The following is a 14,265-nucleotide window of genomic DNA, read 5'->3' as shown; positions in this document are numbered from 1 at the left end:
TTCACCTCAAGCTTTTCACGCTACTTCATGAACTTTTGATGAAACACCTATCTAGACAACTGCCCACACTTGTCTAGACGTCTCTTATCAAGCCTTTTAACAACAGACTTTTAAGCTAGTTACCAATATTTCGCTGCATTTTTCTGACATTTCACTGCAATAAAACCGTCATTTCACCCGAGCAGGATAGAGCTGAACAAAACAGAAGGTTCACTCTATGGACAGCATCGTTAACGTCGCGGATTTAAACAAAACTTTTGGCGAAAACCGCGCCTTAAACAACATTAATTTGGATCTCACGCACCGTGGTATGACAGCGCTATTAGGTCCGTCTGGATCAGGAAAATCCACCTTACTACGCCACTTAAATGGCTTAATGGCCGGAGACAAAAGCAGTAGCACATCTGGCGAGATCCAAATTATGGGGCAGCCTGTGCAGCTCGGTGGCAAGGTGCACAAAAAAATTCGGTCAACGCGCTCCCAGGCTGGCTTTATCTTCCAGCAATTTAACTTGGTTAACCGCCTATCGGTTCTCACCAACGTTTTGATTGGCGCGCTGAGTGAAACACCTTGGTGGCGCTCCCTCAGCGGGCAATTTACTCAAGCGCAGCAAAAGAAAGCGCTAGAAGCATTGGATAGAGTAGGAATGGCAGCTTTTGCCCACCAGCGCGTTTCAACACTGTCTGGGGGTCAACAACAACGCGTCGCCATTGCCAGAGCACTGATGCAGGACGCCAAAATCATCTTTGCTGATGAACCCATAGCGTCGCTTGACCCCGAATCATCACGCATCGTGATGGGCACATCTTTTATCAGGGCAGCAGCAATGGGCTAACAACAACCCAACTTGAAGCTCTGTATCGCGGAAAAACGGAAGAAGCAGGCGTTATTGTGGAAGGACACTTTCCTAACACTCCAATCTCAGAAGCTTCGATAGAGACCAACCCAACAACAGTCAACATTCAGTAAAAAGGAATCTGAACAATGTTACGTGCAATCCGTAAGATCTCAGTTGCCATTGCAATGGCAGCAACAACGCTCGCCCCAGCATGGGCAGAAGAAGCACCATTAAAAACGCTGAACTTCGGCATTATTTCAACCGAATCGCAACAGAACCTAAAAACGTCATGGACGCCTTTTTTGGATGACATGAGCGAAAAGCTGGGCGTGAAAGTGAAAGCGTATTTTGCACCCGATTACGCAGGCATCATCCAAGGCATGCGTTTTGATAAAGTGGATATCGCTTGGTATGGCAACAAATCGGCAATGGAAGCGGTCGACCGCGCAGGCGGTGAGATTTTTGCTCAAACAGTCGATGTCGAAGGCAACCCGGGGTATTGGAGCTTGCTGATTACGCACAAAGACAACCCTATCAACTCCGTCGAAGATATGTTGAAAGACCGATCAAACCTAGCATTTGGTAACGGCGATCCAAATTCAACATCGGGCTTCTTGGTTCCGTCTTACTATGTGTTTGCGAAAAACAACGTACAGCCGAATGAATTCAAACGCACATTGAATTCGAGCCACGAAGTAAACTTGTTTGCCGTTGCCAATAAACAAGTGGATGTGGCGACCAACAACACAGAAAGCCTTCGTCGTTTCGCCAACAACAACCCTGACAAATTCAAAAACATCAAAATCATTTGGAAGTCCCCGCTGATTCCAGCCGATCCTATCGTATGGCGCAAGAACCTACCTGAAGAAACAAAAACAGCGGTGTACGACTTTTTCATGACGTATGGAAAAACGGGAAATGCAAAAGAAGTCGCCATTTTGAAAGAGCTTGATTGGGCACCATTCAAAGCCTCTTCCGACTTACAGCTACTCCCTATCCGTCAGCTAGCACTGTTTAAGAAACTGAATAAGTTCTCTACCGATAAGAAGCTTGACGAGTCTGAGCTCACAAAGGTCAGCAACGTTCAATCTGAACTTGCCGCATTAAATCGCCAAATGGCAGCCCTTGAGGCAATGGAATAACACGTTCTAGCCTGATTAGGGTGGGGATCCCTCACCCTATTGAAACCATCATATGAGAATTGATATGAACACCAACCTTTCTGTGGACACCCTTCAAAGCAACCTGCATTGGAGCCAAAAACTTAAGCAGCTTGCGATGCTAATTCTGTTCGCAGTGATACTTGCCTGGGCATGGCAAGGTGCAGAAATGAACCCCGTTCAACTGGTGGCGGATTCCGACAACATGGTGGAATTAGCGAGTGATTTCTTCCCGCCTGATTTCACTTATTGGGAACTCTATGTAGAAGAAACCCTAATCACGATTCAAATCACCATTTGGGGCACAGTGCTTTCGGTTCTTGTGTCAATACCACTGGGGCTTATGTGCGCAGACAACATCGTACCAGTGTGGGTCTATCAACCTACTCGCCGCCTAATGGATGCCGCACGTGCCATCAATGAAATGGTGTTTGCCATGCTGTTTGTGGTGGCTGTTGGCTTAGGACCCTTTGCTGGCGTACTGGCACTGTTCATCCACACAACTGGGGTATTGGCGAAACTGTTTTCAGAAGCCGTAGAAGCAATAGACCTAGGCCCCGTCGAAGGCGTTCGCGCGACCGGAGCCAACAAATTGGAAGAGGTGATTTACGGTGTCATCCCCCAAGTGTTGCCACTTTGGATTTCTTTCACACTTTACCGATTTGAATCCAATGTTCGTTCCGCCACCGTGGTGGGCATGGTTGGCGCTGGTGGAATAGGGGTATTGCTGTGGGAAGCCATTCGTGGTTTTCAGTTCCAACAAACTGCCGCCATCATGCTGGTCATCATTGTAACCGTCAGCTTAATAGACTTTGCATCGCAACATATTCGCAAAGCCTACATTTAAAAAATTTGCCTGAACTTGTCTAGACAACTGAATGGAAGAATGTGATGCAACTGTATATGGACATCGCCAAACAACTCGAACAGGAAGTACAAAGCCAGTTCAAAGTTGGGGAATTTTTACCCTCGGAATCTCGACTGGCAGACCGATTTGACGTTAATCGTCACACCGTAAGACGTGCCATCGATGAATTGGTGTTTTGTGGGTTGATAGAGAGACAACAAGGCAGAGGCAATCAGGTCATACGTCAGCCTTATGCGTACCCACTTAATCAAGGCGCACATTTTACGCACAACCTCACCAAGCAAGGCTATATGCCAAGGTGTGAGGTGCTAAGCCGCCAGTTGATTTCCGCCAGTGAGCATCTAGCCAAGGTTCTAAACATCAAGCTGAACGCACAAGTCATCAAGCTCACCACACTCAGAGTCATTGACGGTTTGCCATGCAGTTTGATTGAACATTTTTTGCCAAACACAGAATGGTGGGGACCACTGCAACATTTCGAGAGTGGTTCCCTTCATCAGTATATTCACCAGCAACTCGATACAGATCTGACCCGACAGTCCACCAAGCTGCGTTCACGAATGCCTAACCGGCAAGAACGCAAACAACTGAAGTTATCGGAAAACATTCCGCTCATTATTTTCCGAACGGTAAACGTGGCAAGCCAGACCAACCAGGTCATGGAATATTCTTGCTCCTACACCCGCTCGGACATGATTGAAATCGTATTGGAGCATTAACCATGGTCACAACAACTAAGTCAGAGCGACAGGGCTGGATGTCCGTTCTCGCTCGGACCGACTTCTTACACCTAAAAAACCTGTGGGAGCCGTTAAATTTGTCTCCACATTATCAGGTGATACGCCAACCAGAAAAGGGGCTCATTCAGGTCCAGTCGCGTATGGGCGGCACAGGTAACCCATTCAATATTGGTGATATGACCGTCACGCGCAGTGTCATTAAATTGCCTGAAGGTGAAATGGGCTACAGCTACATAAAAGGACGCAACCAAGATCATGCACTCCTTGCGGCATTGATCGATGCTCTCATGCAAACCTCAACCTATTGCGCCCCTCTAATGCAGCAAGTGATAGAGCCTTTGATGGCAACCATGCAAGAGCAAACACAAGCAAGACGCGAACAGGTCGCCACCAGCAAGGTGGAATTTTTCACTATGGTGAGAGGAGAGGACGAATGAAATTCGTAAAACAAGGTTTTAACGATCCGATTCACGATGCGCAGAATGTATTTCGCTTCATCCTGAACGCCATGTCGATGCCAAGCTCCCTGCAATCGATGCCCTCTGAGTTGTCGTTTGGGCAGGCCAATGCTGCCACCACTCAAATATTGCTGGCTCTGACCGATAGCACGACACCGGTTTGGTTAAGTGAAGCATTTAAAACCGATTCTGAACTCACACAAAATCTACAATTTCACGCCAATACGCCATTAGCCACACGTCAAGACAAAGCGAGCTTTGCGCTTCTGGGTGGTGACCAAAATGCCGACATCAACGAATTCTGCTGGGGGAATGCAGAGTATCCCGAAACCGGCACCACGTTGATTATTCAAGTTAATAGCCTATCGAAAGGGATGGGATTAGAACTCAGCGGTCCGGGTATTGACGGTAAAGCATTGATCAATGTTGACGGCATTCATCAGTCACTACTTAACCAGATAATGCTCATCAGCAAATCTCAACCTTTAGGGATTGATGTCTTGCTCACGTGCGAAAACCAATTAATGGCTCTCCCACGTACCACGCTCATAGCGCTGGCTAACAAGGAGGATTCATCATGTACGTTGCAGTAAAAGGCGGTGAAAAAGCCATTAAAGCAGCCCACCAGCTCCAAGACCAAAAACGCCGCGGCACTGGCAGTGAAATCCATACCAGCCAAATCGCAGACCAGCTCAGCGGCGCGGTAGATAGAGTAATGACAGAAGGTGGGATTTACGACACAGAACTCGCCGCACTGGCCTTTAAGCAAGCCAGTGGTGACATGATTGAAGCTATCTTTCTGCTGCGAGCTTACCGAACCACCCTCTCTCGCTTTGCCACTAGTGAACCGTTAGACACTAGTGCCATGGAGATAGAGCGCCGCATATCCGCGACCTTTAAAGACTTACCCGGCGGTCAGGTACTTGGCCCAACATTGGACTACACCCATCGCTTACTTGACTTTTCATTGTTAGCCGAGGGAAGAGATCCAACAAAGCCTGAACAGCAAGGCAATACAACACGTGATACAGCGGTATTGGAAGCCTGCCCTCAGGTGATGACGATATTGGAAAACCAAGGGCTCGCAACAAAGGAAGTCGATGAGGGTGATACCGCAGAAGATATTACGTTGCATCCACCAACATACCCTGCGACGCGAAGTGCTCGGCTACAGCAGCTCATGCGCAGCGATGAAGGTTTCCTTCTGTCAATGGGGTATTCCACCCAGCGAGGCTACGGTCGTAATCACCCGTTTGCGGCTGAAATTCGCACTGGAAACGTCACTGTTTCTCTCTGCCCTGAAGAGTTGGGGTTTGAGATAGAGATTGGGGATATCGAACTCACCGAATGCCAAATGATCAACGGCTTCTCAGGTTCTAAAACCATCAAGCCTCAATTTACCCGTGGTTATGGTGTTGCCTTTGGCGCGGCTGAGCGAAAAGCCATGTCTATGGCATTAGTCGACAGAGCCCTCCAAGCGGAAGAATTGGATGAACCCGTTCAAGGGCCCGCGCAAGATCAGGAATTTGTGTTATCTCACGGTGATAACGTCGAAGCGGCAGGGTTTGTATCCCACCTAAAACTCCCCCACTACGTCGATTTTCAGTCGGAATTGGAACTGATTCGCAAGCTTCAAAAAGAGCACGAACAACGCCATGCACATGGAGAGGAGCTAGACCATGAACAGCTTAAGTAAGCACATCGACACTCAAGAAAACCAAGCGATTCAGGGATACAACTATGGCTTCTTAGATGAACAAACCAAGCGGATGATCCGCCGAGCGATTCTAAAAGCGGTGGCGATTCCTGGATACCAAGTGCCTTTTGGCGGAAGGGAAATGCCCATGCCTTATGGTTGGGGAACGGGTGGTATTCAAATCACAGCCTCCATTATTGGGCAACAAGACACACTTAAGGTCATTGACCAAGGCGCAGACGACACCACCAATGCGGTCTCCATTCGTCAATTTTTCGAAAAAGTGGCCGACGCAGATACGACAGAAGAAACCGAGCAGGCCAGCATCATTCAAACACGTCATCGTATCCCAGAAACACCGCTGACCGACGGGCAAATTCTGGTATACCAAGTGCCGATTCCCGAACCCTTGCGCTTTCTTGAGCCAAGAGAAACGGAAACTCGAAAAATGCACGCTTTGAGTGAATACGGGATCATGCACGTGAAGTTGTATGAAGACATCGCACGTTATGGGCATATCTCGACCTCTTATGCGTACCCTGTGATGGTGAACCAGCGCTACATTATGGATCCTTCCCCCATACCAAAATTCGACAACCCCAAAATGGACCGCATGCCTGCCCTGCAACTGTTTGGGGCAGGCCGAGAAAAGCGCATTTACGCTATTCCCCCATTCACCGATGTGAAAAGCCTCGATTTTGATGATCACCCATTCGAGGTTCAACGCTGGGAAGAGCCATGCGCCATCTGCGGATCAACACATACCTTTTTGGATGAAGTCGTCACCGACGACAAAGGGGACCGAATGTTCGTCTGTTCAGATACGGATTACTGCGCCAAACAGCTGGAGAAATTGTCATGTTAAACCTTGCGGAAAAAGTGTCGCCAACGCCAGCGCTCGATTCCACTCAAAATGAGTCGCCTCTGCTTTCAGTATCAGAGTTGTCCAAACTGTATTCCTCCAATAAAGGTTGCCAAAACATCAACCTAGAGCTGTATCCGGGCGAAGTGTTGGGCATTGTCGGGGAATCTGGCTCAGGTAAAAGCACCTTGTTACGCGTACTGTCCGGTCGGGAACGCCCAAACAGTGGCACGGTGGATTACAACAATGGGAATCAAACCATTGAACTGTACGAACAACCGGATAGAGAGCGCCGACGCTTGCTTCGAACTGAATGGGGCGTGGTACATCAACATCCAATGGATGGGCTAAGACCCCGTGTTTCTGCGGGTGGCAACATCGGAGAACGATTAATGGCCATTGGCGATAGGCATTACGGTCAAATTCGCTCACAAGCCGAGAAGTGGCTGCAAGATGTCGAAATTCCACTCGATCGCATTGACGACTGTCCCATAACGTTTTCCGGCGGTATGCAGCAACGCCTGCAAATCGCTCGCAACTTAGTAACACACCCAAAACTGGTGTTTATGGACGAACCAACCGGTGGGCTTGATGTGTCGGTTCAAGCTCGCTTGCTTGATTTGATACGTAACCTCGTCACCAACCTCGGGCTATCGGTCATCATTGTCACTCACGATTTAGCAGTTGCTCGCCTACTGGCGGATCGCCTTATTGTGATGAAAGAGAGCCGCATTGTTGAAACGGGGATTACCGATCATGTGCTCGACGATCCCCAACATCCGTACACCCAACTGTTGGTGTCTTCCGTATTGCAAGGATGATCTCATGTTAAGAATTGAAAACATCAGTAAGAGCTTCGTTCTCCATAATCAGCAAGGCATTACGCTCCCTGTCATGGATGCCGTTAGCTTCGAAGTGAACCAAGGTGAATGCTTAGTGCTTCACGGTGAGTCTGGCTCTGGGAAATCGACACTGCTGCGCACTCTATACGCCAATTATAGGGTCAATAGCGGGTCGATTATGGTCTACAACGACAACCATTGGGTCGATATTGCGTCGGCGTCTCCACGAAAAATTTTGCAAGTGCGTCAGAACACCCTTGGCTGGGTCAGTCAGTTTTTACGTGTCATACCACGTATCTCCGCGCTTGAGGTTGTTATGCAGCCTTTGCTCGAGCGAGATATCCCCAAAGCCGTTGCTGAGGAAAAAGCCGCCGCCATGTTGCAGCGCTTGAATGTTCCCGAAACGCTCTGGCACCTTGCCCCCGCGACGTTTTCAGGCGGAGAGCAACAACGCGTGAATATTGCGCGTGGCTTTATTGTCGATGCCCCCATTCTACTTCTCGATGAACCCACAGCGTCCTTGGACGAAAAAAATCGCGATGTGGTCATTAATCTGATTCTCGAAGCCAAAGCGCGAGGCGCAACCATCGTCGGAATATTTCACGACGACTATGTTCGCCAGAAAGTAGCGGACAAATATTTTGATGTTAAGACGGCAACGACTCGCACCGTACCCACCCCAAACTCAACATTGCAATAGAAGGATGATGGCAATGAAAATCACCAACATTAATATGGTTCTGCCTGATTCCATTTTGTACGGAACCATTGAGATCGACAATCACACCATTGTGTCGATTTCTAAAGGCAAAGACAGCGACCCGAATTGCATTGATGGGCAAGGCGATTGGCTCCTGCCTGGCTTGATTGAACTGCATACCGACAATCTTGAAAAATACTTCACCCCTCGACCAAAAGTGAGTTGGCCGCCTTTTTCTGCCATGGCAGCGCACGATGCGCAATTAATCGGTTCGGGCATCACCACGGTACTGGATGCGGTGGCAGTGGGCGATGTGCGTGATGGCGGTACGCGTCAAGACTACCTAGACAAGACGATCGACACGCTGGTTGAATCGGAACGCCGCGGAGTCAATCGCTCACAGCATTTCCTGCATATTCGCTGTGAACTCCCCCATTCTTCTACGTATGGATTAGTCGAGCGCTACCTTGGTTTGCCGCAAGTTAAAATGGTATCCCTAATGGACCACTCCCCCGGTCAGCGCCAATTCGTCAACCTAGAAAAATACTACGAGTATTATCAAGGCAAATACGGATTGAATGATGCGGAAATGCAAGCCTACGAACAAGAGCAACGCACCTTGTCTCAGCAATGGTCTGATCGCAATCGCAAAGCTATTTCACAGCTTTGCCATCAACGTGGTATCCCACTTGCTAGTCATGATGATGCGACTGTCGCTCATGTTGAAGAGTCTCATGAACTTGGGTTGGTACTGGCAGAATTCCCTACCACTGTTGAAGCGGCAAAACGCTCGCACGAGTTGGGTTTGCATGTATTAATGGGCGCACCCAATGTCGTTAGAGGTGGCTCACATTCTGGTAATGTCGCAGCGCATGAGCTCGCAAGCATGGGCGTATTGGATGTGCTGTCTTCTGATTATTTCCCATTAAGCTTGTTAGATGCCGTTTTCAAACTGGCTGAAGATGAAAGCAATACGCTAGATTTACCCAATGCCGTCAAATTGGCGACATCCAACCCAGCGCAAGCGCTTGGGCTTCACGACCGCGGAGAAATCAAAGAGGGCTTACTCGCCGATTTAATCTTGGTTAAGCAAGTCGAGGGGCAAGCCTACATCAAGCGCGCTTGGCGACTCGGGCAATGTGTGTATTAAATTTGATCAGCACTTTTTGGGGCGGAGGGAGGATAATATGGCGAAACTCTTTTATGTGATGGGGGCATCTGGAAGTGGAAAAGACAGCGTGATGCAGGCGATCCGGCAAGACAGCCGCGTCTCTGTTCAATTAGCGCATAGATACATTACGAGACCCGCCGACAGCGGCAATGAAAACCATATCGCACTCAATCATGAAGAGTTTCACCAGCGCATCACCTCTGGGTTATTTTCCATGCATTGGGAAGCCAACGGATTGCGTTATGGCATCGGAAAAGAAATAGAGCTATGGCTAAACCAAGGACAACATGTTCTTTTGAATGGGTCGCGCGCTTACTTCCCTCAAGCGCATGCGCTGTTCAAAGAACAAATATCCCCAGTATGGATTCAAGTGGATGTTGATTGCCTGCAATCGAGATTACTGGCAAGGGGAAGGGAGACACATGAACAGATAGTCGCTCGCATTGAACGAGCCAAGCAATACCAAAGAAACAAACCATCCGATGCTATGGTGATCGACAACAGTGGTAAACTTGAATCGAGTGTGGAGCAATTTATTCTGCAATTAAATCCGGAGGTACAAGCTTGCAACTGACGTTATTAGGAACCGGAAATGCAGGGCATGTTCCAACCTATGGTTGTGACTGTGCGGCATGTGAAAGAGCCATCGAGAACCCAATATTCCGACGAGGTAAAACCTCGGCATACATTGAGCACAATGGGAAAAGCCTCCTGTTGGATGCCAACCACCCTCAACTTCTTGAGCTGTTTCCCTCAGGCGCGATTGATACCATATTACTGACTCACTTTCATATGGATCATGTTCACTCTCTGTTTGACCTGCGCTGGGGGAAAGGCAAATCGATACCTGTTTATACTCCCCCCGACAAAGCTGGCTGCGACGACCTTTACAAACACCCAGGTCTGTTGGATTTCCAACCATTGAGCGCATTTACTTCTTTTGACTGGGAAGGTATCACTATTACGCCTGTGCCTCTTACGCATTCTAAACCTTGCTTCGGCTACATTTTTGAATGGGAAAACAAACGGCTTGCGTACCTGACGGATACAGTTGGTCTTCCTAAAAGCACACGCGAATTCCTTGAAAGTAAATCCATCGATCTCATGCTAATAGATTGCAACCATCCACCCATGCCAGACTCCCCACCACGCAATCACAACGACATCTTGCTGGTTCAATCAATCCAACAACAACTGTCTATCAAAAGGCTGGGCTTAATACACATAAGCCACGATCTAGACACTTGGGCAATGCAAAACCCCGATGTGTTCTCACCCTCTTTTTTTCTCGCTAAAGACCATCAAGTATTCAAACTGTGAGCTATGCAATATATGCATACCTATAATGCTAAAGTGTCATTTTTTTCATACGCCATATCGTTCTACACTAGTGTCGTTGACTAAAGCACACGAGTGATGTGCTTGCAGCCCTCATACTGTGGAGAAGACTATGTTCCAAGCTCTCGTTCTAAATCAAGAAGATAAAAAAACCATCGCATCCATTGAATCACTAGACGATTCACATTTGCCTGAAGGTGATGTGGTTATCGATGTGGATTACACTTCTCTGAATTACAAAGACGGACTCGCCATTACTGGCAAAGGGAAAATCATCCGTCAATTTCCAATGGTGCCAGGGATCGATTTAGCGGGAACGGTTGTGACGTCTTCCGACGAGCGCTACCAAACTGGTGACAAAGTGGTACTAACCGGTTGGGGCGTGGGGGAAAACCACTGGGGTGGTATGGCTCAACGCGCTAGCCTCAAGGCAGATTGGTTAGTTCCATTACCTTCTGGGCTTGGCAGCAAGCAAGCGATGATGGTAGGGACCGCAGGACTAACAGCCATGCTTTGTGTGCAAGCCATTATAGATGGCGATGTAAAACCAGAAGATGGCGAAATTCTCGTAACAGGGGCAAGTGGCGGCGTTGGTTCTGTTGCTGTCACGCTACTGAGCACTCTTGGCTATAACGTAGTAGCCGTAAGCGGTCGAGTAGAAAAGAACGGTCCTTTACTTGAAAAATTAGGGGCGAGCCGAGTCATTGATCGCAGCGAGTTTGAAGAGCCCGCACGCGCACTCGAAAAACAAATCTGGGCAGGTGCCATTGACACTGTTGGTAGCAAAGTATTAGCCAAAGTGCTGGCGCAGATGGATTACAACAGCACCGTCGCGGTATGTGGTTTGGCAGGTGGATTCGATTTGCCGACAACGGTTATGCCATTTATTCTGCGAAACGTCCGTTTGCAAGGGGTCGATTCTGTTTACTGCCCCTACGAGAAGCGCACCGTAGCATGGGAAAAGCTCACTGAACTGCTTCCAGCCAGTTACTTTGAACAAGCCTGCACAGAGATCCCTTTAATTGATGCGCCGAAATACGCGGAAGACATAACGAATGGTCAAGTGACAGGTCGAGTGGTCATTAAGCCTTAACACTTTCTCCCGTTAGCAAACAATGCCAAAGGTTCATTGGCAAAAATAAATCATGGGTCAGACACTGTCTGACCCACAAAAATAATTTAAACCAAGCCCCTTTCTAGTCAGCGTTTTCTTAATTATCTAACCCTAGGTCTTCCACTCGCTTTGCAATTAACCGACTGCACTCTTCTTTTACCATCGTTCTCAACCATTCCTGAGCTGGAGAATGGTCACTTCTAGGATGCCAAATCATCGAGTACTCAAAGGGAGTGAATTCAAAAGGAAGCGGTTTCACCAATAGGTCGTAACGATCTGCGACCAAATAGGCTAAATCTGCAGGGACAGTGATGATCAACGGTAAGGTGTCCACAATCGCTAAAGCCGCTTCTAAATGATAGGCACGGAGAACCATATTTCGAACTGGCTGGTTACTCAGCGCCTGATCGAGCAGTGCTTTCACACCATCGCTTATCGCTATCATAGCGTGTGGGTATTCAAGGTAATCGTGCAGTCGCATGTCGCTATTGGCAATCGGGTGTTGCTTAGAAATTAAGCAAGATACGCCAACACGCCCTAGCCGATCACTGTTCAATGGCTCGACCGAACCCGTAGGACGGCAAATTGCCAAATCTGCACCTTGATGCGTCAACTGCTGTGGAAGCTGATCGTCAATCAATGGAATGAATTCAAATTTTACGTGGGGGGCTTCTTGATATATCCGAGGCAATGCAAACGGAAAAATGGTCTGCATGGCGTAATCTGTCGTCGCTATCGTGAACGTTTGATCGCAAGTTGTTGGGTCAAATCGTTCTGGCGTTAATAACGAGCGTAACGATTCAAGTGGCTCACCCAGTGCTTGATTCAGTTCAATCGCTTTTTCTGTCGGTATTAAGTGCTGACCTTGTCGGACAAATAATGGATCGCCTACCAATTGGCGTAATCGTCCTAGCACACGGCTCATTGCTGACTGGCTCAGGTTCAACCGAGTCGCAGCTCGGCTCACACTGCCTTCTTCTATAATAATTCGCAACGCCACCAGCAAATTTAAATCACGACGATAGATCTCTTCTAATTCCAAAGCACAGACTCGTTTGTGGAAAACGTCATAATAACAAAATTAAGGCGAGAGACATTCAGTAGAGATCAAAGTGGAAGTGACGTAGAAATCGATAGACTTGTAAATAAAAAGTAAAAAAATCCCGCCTTTCAGCGGGGAAGCCCAAGAAAAATGGGATAGTGTCGGAATGTGTAGTAGTGTCGTGTTAATTCTGTTTTTCGCTGTGTTTCTGCCAGCGATGCATCTCTACCCAAATACCAAAAATTGTTGAAAATAAGCCAATTAGTGGTAAAAGAGAGACTTCAGATGAGCTTCTAAGTATCAGCGCGCAAAATGTAATAAAGCACAATACGCTGTAAATCGTAAGTCGGTCTAACTGAGTTAGCATCAACCCCCCCAGCTCAAATGTTATTTAATTGTTAAAAATTAAGTTACATGGATTTTTTGTGTTTGCCAAGACTTTATTGAATATTTTTTCGACATCAGTATGATTTGCCCTCCAAAACCAAATTGAACGCACAACTATGACTTTTGATCCGACTCTTGCGACCAAAATTCTGGAGGCTGAAGGTCTTCGCTGCCCAGAACCGGTCATGATGGTAAGAAAAACCATTCGAAACATGGAAAATGGAGATGTATTGCTTGTGAAGGCGGATGACCCTTCAACAACTCGCGATATCCCGAGCTTTTGTCGTTTTATGGATCATCAGTTAATAGGAAGTCAGATTGATTCTCTGCCTTACCAATATCTCATCAAAAAAGGAATGGACTAAATCGTTCTGCCGCTCCAATCACACTTATACCCAAGTGACCTCAAGATGCAGGGTTCAGAGCCTCATATTCTGTTTCAATTCAAGGAAAAGAACGCAGTGGAATGACGAGTCCTTTCCAAGTTCTTTGACGAGGAAGTGAGGCAGAATATGGGCTCCCAAGGGCGAGTTTAACTGGCTTTCATACTTCGTTATCGATTCTTGATTTAGAACCACTAGATCTTCAAATCGATGCCTTGCCTGAAAGCCAGTTAACTCTCGCTGAAACAAGCATTTTGAGGTTACTTGGGTATAAAGCAGCAAATACTAAAAGCGAAAGCGTTAAAGAATTGCATACAAAAAAGGCGAACCTAAGTTTGCCCTTCATTTAACATTTCATTCTTCTGTTTTGGAACGAAGTTGATGCTGGATGTGTTCCATCTGATGATGCAGCTCTCGCAGTTCTTTTCTAATAGGAATCAAATGTTGTACCCGAATCCAAGATTCAACAGCCAACCCAGTCATGATGATGGCACCTACCACCATTGGCAGCCACATCTCGGTTAACACCATCCCCAGTAGCGTCAATCCTAATCCACAAGTAAACAGATAGCTTTGACTTTGCGGCGTCATGCCCATATAGCGCGTTAACATGGTTTTACCCTCTTGCCCCACACTCTTCATAGGCAAAATACCATTTAGCAAAAT

Annotated in this window: 17 protein-coding genes and 1 pseudogene; 15 read left to right on the top strand and 3 right to left on the bottom strand. The window is 47.5% G+C overall.

Going from position 1 to position 14,265, the window contains the following annotated elements:
- Positions 1-217 precede the first annotated feature (217 nt).
- The 14 genes and pseudogenes from LDO37_RS00145 to acuI all read left to right on the top strand — a co-directional run bounded on the left by LDO37_RS00145 (position 218) and on the right by acuI (position 11,766).
- A pseudogene (locus tag LDO37_RS00145) lies at positions 218-969 on the top strand (phosphonate ABC transporter ATP-binding protein).
- A 15-nt stretch (positions 970-984) separates the two neighbouring features.
- On the top strand, positions 985-1,980 hold the full coding sequence (phnD, locus tag LDO37_RS00140) for a phosphonate ABC transporter substrate-binding protein (protein WP_126607703.1): 996 nt from the start codon (positions 985-987) through the stop codon (positions 1,978-1,980).
- 64 nt (positions 1,981-2,044) lie between these two features.
- On the top strand, positions 2,045-2,845 hold the full coding sequence (phnE, locus tag LDO37_RS00135) for a phosphonate ABC transporter, permease protein PhnE (protein ID WP_126607702.1): 801 nt from the start codon (positions 2,045-2,047) through the stop codon (positions 2,843-2,845).
- 44 nt (positions 2,846-2,889) lie between these two features.
- Positions 2,890-3,585: a phosphonate metabolism transcriptional regulator PhnF gene (gene phnF, locus LDO37_RS00130; protein ID WP_101115417.1), complete on the top strand. Its 696-nt coding sequence runs from the start codon at positions 2,890-2,892 to the stop codon at positions 3,583-3,585.
- A 2-nt stretch (positions 3,586-3,587) separates the two neighbouring features.
- Positions 3,588-4,043 (top strand): phosphonate C-P lyase system protein PhnG, encoded by a 456-nt coding sequence (gene phnG, locus LDO37_RS00125; protein ID WP_126607701.1) that lies wholly within the window; start codon positions 3,588-3,590, stop codon positions 4,041-4,043.
- A complete protein-coding gene (gene phnH, locus LDO37_RS00120) occupies positions 4,040-4,657 on the top strand; it encodes a phosphonate C-P lyase system protein PhnH (RefSeq protein WP_126607700.1) in 618 nt (205 codons plus the stop codon). The genes phnG and phnH overlap by 4 nt, the downstream gene beginning before the upstream one ends.
- Complete coding sequence (locus LDO37_RS00115; RefSeq protein ID WP_126607699.1) at positions 4,642-5,760, top strand: carbon-phosphorus lyase complex subunit PhnI; 1,119 nt, start codon at positions 4,642-4,644, stop codon at positions 5,758-5,760. The genes phnH and LDO37_RS00115 overlap by 16 nt, the downstream gene beginning before the upstream one ends.
- Positions 5,744-6,625 (top strand): alpha-D-ribose 1-methylphosphonate 5-phosphate C-P-lyase PhnJ, encoded by an 882-nt coding sequence (locus LDO37_RS00110; RefSeq protein WP_126607698.1) that lies wholly within the window; start codon positions 5,744-5,746, stop codon positions 6,623-6,625. The genes LDO37_RS00115 and LDO37_RS00110 overlap by 17 nt, the downstream gene beginning before the upstream one ends.
- Positions 6,619-7,443, top strand: coding sequence for a phosphonate C-P lyase system protein PhnK (phnK, locus tag LDO37_RS00105; RefSeq protein ID WP_126607697.1), 825 nt, complete (start codon positions 6,619-6,621; stop codon positions 7,441-7,443). Before LDO37_RS00110 ends, phnK begins: the two co-directional genes overlap by 7 nt.
- 4 nt (positions 7,444-7,447) lie before the next feature.
- Positions 7,448-8,164: a phosphonate C-P lyase system protein PhnL gene (gene phnL / locus LDO37_RS00100; protein ID WP_126607696.1), complete on the top strand. Its 717-nt coding sequence runs from the start codon at positions 7,448-7,450 to the stop codon at positions 8,162-8,164.
- A gap of 13 nt (positions 8,165-8,177) precedes the next feature.
- Complete coding sequence (gene phnM / locus LDO37_RS00095; RefSeq protein WP_233448321.1) at positions 8,178-9,314, top strand: alpha-D-ribose 1-methylphosphonate 5-triphosphate diphosphatase; 1,137 nt, start codon at positions 8,178-8,180, stop codon at positions 9,312-9,314.
- A 37-nt stretch (positions 9,315-9,351) separates the two neighbouring features.
- Positions 9,352-9,909 carry a ribose 1,5-bisphosphokinase gene (gene phnN / locus LDO37_RS00090; RefSeq protein WP_126607694.1) on the top strand — a complete coding sequence of 186 codons (558 nt, stop codon included), beginning with the start codon at positions 9,352-9,354 and terminating at the stop codon, positions 9,907-9,909.
- Positions 9,900-10,655 carry a phosphonate metabolism protein PhnP gene (phnP, locus tag LDO37_RS00085; protein WP_126607693.1) on the top strand — a complete coding sequence of 252 codons (756 nt, stop codon included), beginning with the start codon at positions 9,900-9,902 and terminating at the stop codon, positions 10,653-10,655. Before phnN ends, phnP begins: the two co-directional genes overlap by 10 nt.
- Before the next feature lie 130 nt (positions 10,656-10,785).
- Positions 10,786-11,766, top strand: coding sequence for an acrylyl-CoA reductase (NADPH) (gene acuI, locus LDO37_RS00080; RefSeq protein ID WP_126607692.1), 981 nt, complete (start codon positions 10,786-10,788; stop codon positions 11,764-11,766).
- A 118-nt stretch (positions 11,767-11,884) separates the two neighbouring features.
- Here the strand turns inward: acuI and LDO37_RS00075 are convergent, their stop codons facing one another.
- Both LDO37_RS00075 and LDO37_RS00070 read right to left on the bottom strand, forming a co-directional pair.
- Positions 11,885-12,829, bottom strand: a complete 945-nt coding sequence (locus LDO37_RS00075) for a LysR family transcriptional regulator (protein ID WP_126607691.1) — start codon at positions 12,827-12,829, stop codon at positions 11,885-11,887.
- Between the two features lie 184 nt (positions 12,830-13,013).
- Positions 13,014-13,196 (bottom strand): hypothetical protein, encoded by a 183-nt coding sequence (locus LDO37_RS00070; protein ID WP_101115429.1) that lies wholly within the window; start codon positions 13,194-13,196, stop codon positions 13,014-13,016.
- A gap of 136 nt (positions 13,197-13,332) precedes the next feature.
- Here LDO37_RS00070 and tusA point away from each other — a divergent pair, with 136 nt between their 5' ends.
- A complete protein-coding gene (gene tusA, locus LDO37_RS00065; RefSeq protein ID WP_101115430.1) occupies positions 13,333-13,581 on the top strand; it encodes a sulfurtransferase TusA in 249 nt (82 codons plus the stop codon).
- Between the two features lie 372 nt (positions 13,582-13,953).
- Here tusA and LDO37_RS00060 read toward each other — a convergent pair whose 3' ends face one another.
- The gene (locus tag LDO37_RS00060; RefSeq protein ID WP_101115434.1) at positions 13,954-14,211 is read right to left on the bottom strand and encodes a hypothetical protein; all 258 of its coding nucleotides are present in this window, start codon (positions 14,209-14,211) and stop codon (positions 13,954-13,956) included.
- Positions 14,212-14,265: the final 54 nt, after the last annotated feature.

It is taken from the genome of Vibrio penaeicida, from assembly GCF_019977755.1.
In the GTDB taxonomy this organism is placed as follows: Bacteria; Pseudomonadota; Gammaproteobacteria; order Enterobacterales; family Vibrionaceae; genus Vibrio; species Vibrio penaeicida.
The sequence above is the reverse complement of the archived record's forward strand: the minus strand, read 5'-3'. Positions and strand labels throughout refer to the sequence as shown.

Excerpts from the sequence above, each read along its gene's own strand:
- LDO37_RS00060 (WP_101115434.1), bottom strand. The coding sequence starts at position 14,211 with ATGTTAACGCGCTATATGGGCATGACGCCGCAAAGTCAAAGCTATCTG.
- phnG (WP_126607701.1), top strand. The coding sequence starts at position 3,588 with ATGGTCACAACAACTAAGTCAGAGCGACAGGGCTGGATGTCCGTTCTC.
- LDO37_RS00110 (WP_126607698.1), top strand. The coding sequence starts at position 5,744 with ATGAACAGCTTAAGTAAGCACATCGACACTCAAGAAAACCAAGCGATT.
- phnF (WP_101115417.1), top strand. The coding sequence starts at position 2,890 with ATGCAACTGTATATGGACATCGCCAAACAACTCGAACAGGAAGTACAA.
- phnN (WP_126607694.1), top strand. The coding sequence starts at position 9,352 with ATGGCGAAACTCTTTTATGTGATGGGGGCATCTGGAAGTGGAAAAGAC.
- LDO37_RS00115 (WP_126607699.1), top strand. The coding sequence starts at position 4,642 with ATGTACGTTGCAGTAAAAGGCGGTGAAAAAGCCATTAAAGCAGCCCAC.
- LDO37_RS00070 (WP_101115429.1), bottom strand. The coding sequence starts at position 13,196 with ATGCTAACTCAGTTAGACCGACTTACGATTTACAGCGTATTGTGCTTT.
- phnE (WP_126607702.1), top strand. The coding sequence starts at position 2,045 with ATGAACACCAACCTTTCTGTGGACACCCTTCAAAGCAACCTGCATTGG.
- phnL (WP_126607696.1), top strand. The coding sequence starts at position 7,448 with ATGTTAAGAATTGAAAACATCAGTAAGAGCTTCGTTCTCCATAATCAG.
- phnD (WP_126607703.1), top strand. The coding sequence starts at position 985 with ATGTTACGTGCAATCCGTAAGATCTCAGTTGCCATTGCAATGGCAGCA.
- phnK (WP_126607697.1), top strand. The coding sequence starts at position 6,619 with ATGTTAAACCTTGCGGAAAAAGTGTCGCCAACGCCAGCGCTCGATTCC.
- tusA (WP_101115430.1), top strand. The coding sequence starts at position 13,333 with ATGACTTTTGATCCGACTCTTGCGACCAAAATTCTGGAGGCTGAAGGT.
- phnH (WP_126607700.1), top strand. The coding sequence starts at position 4,040 with ATGAAATTCGTAAAACAAGGTTTTAACGATCCGATTCACGATGCGCAG.
- phnM (WP_233448321.1), top strand. The coding sequence starts at position 8,178 with ATGAAAATCACCAACATTAATATGGTTCTGCCTGATTCCATTTTGTAC.
- acuI (WP_126607692.1), top strand. The coding sequence starts at position 10,786 with ATGTTCCAAGCTCTCGTTCTAAATCAAGAAGATAAAAAAACCATCGCA.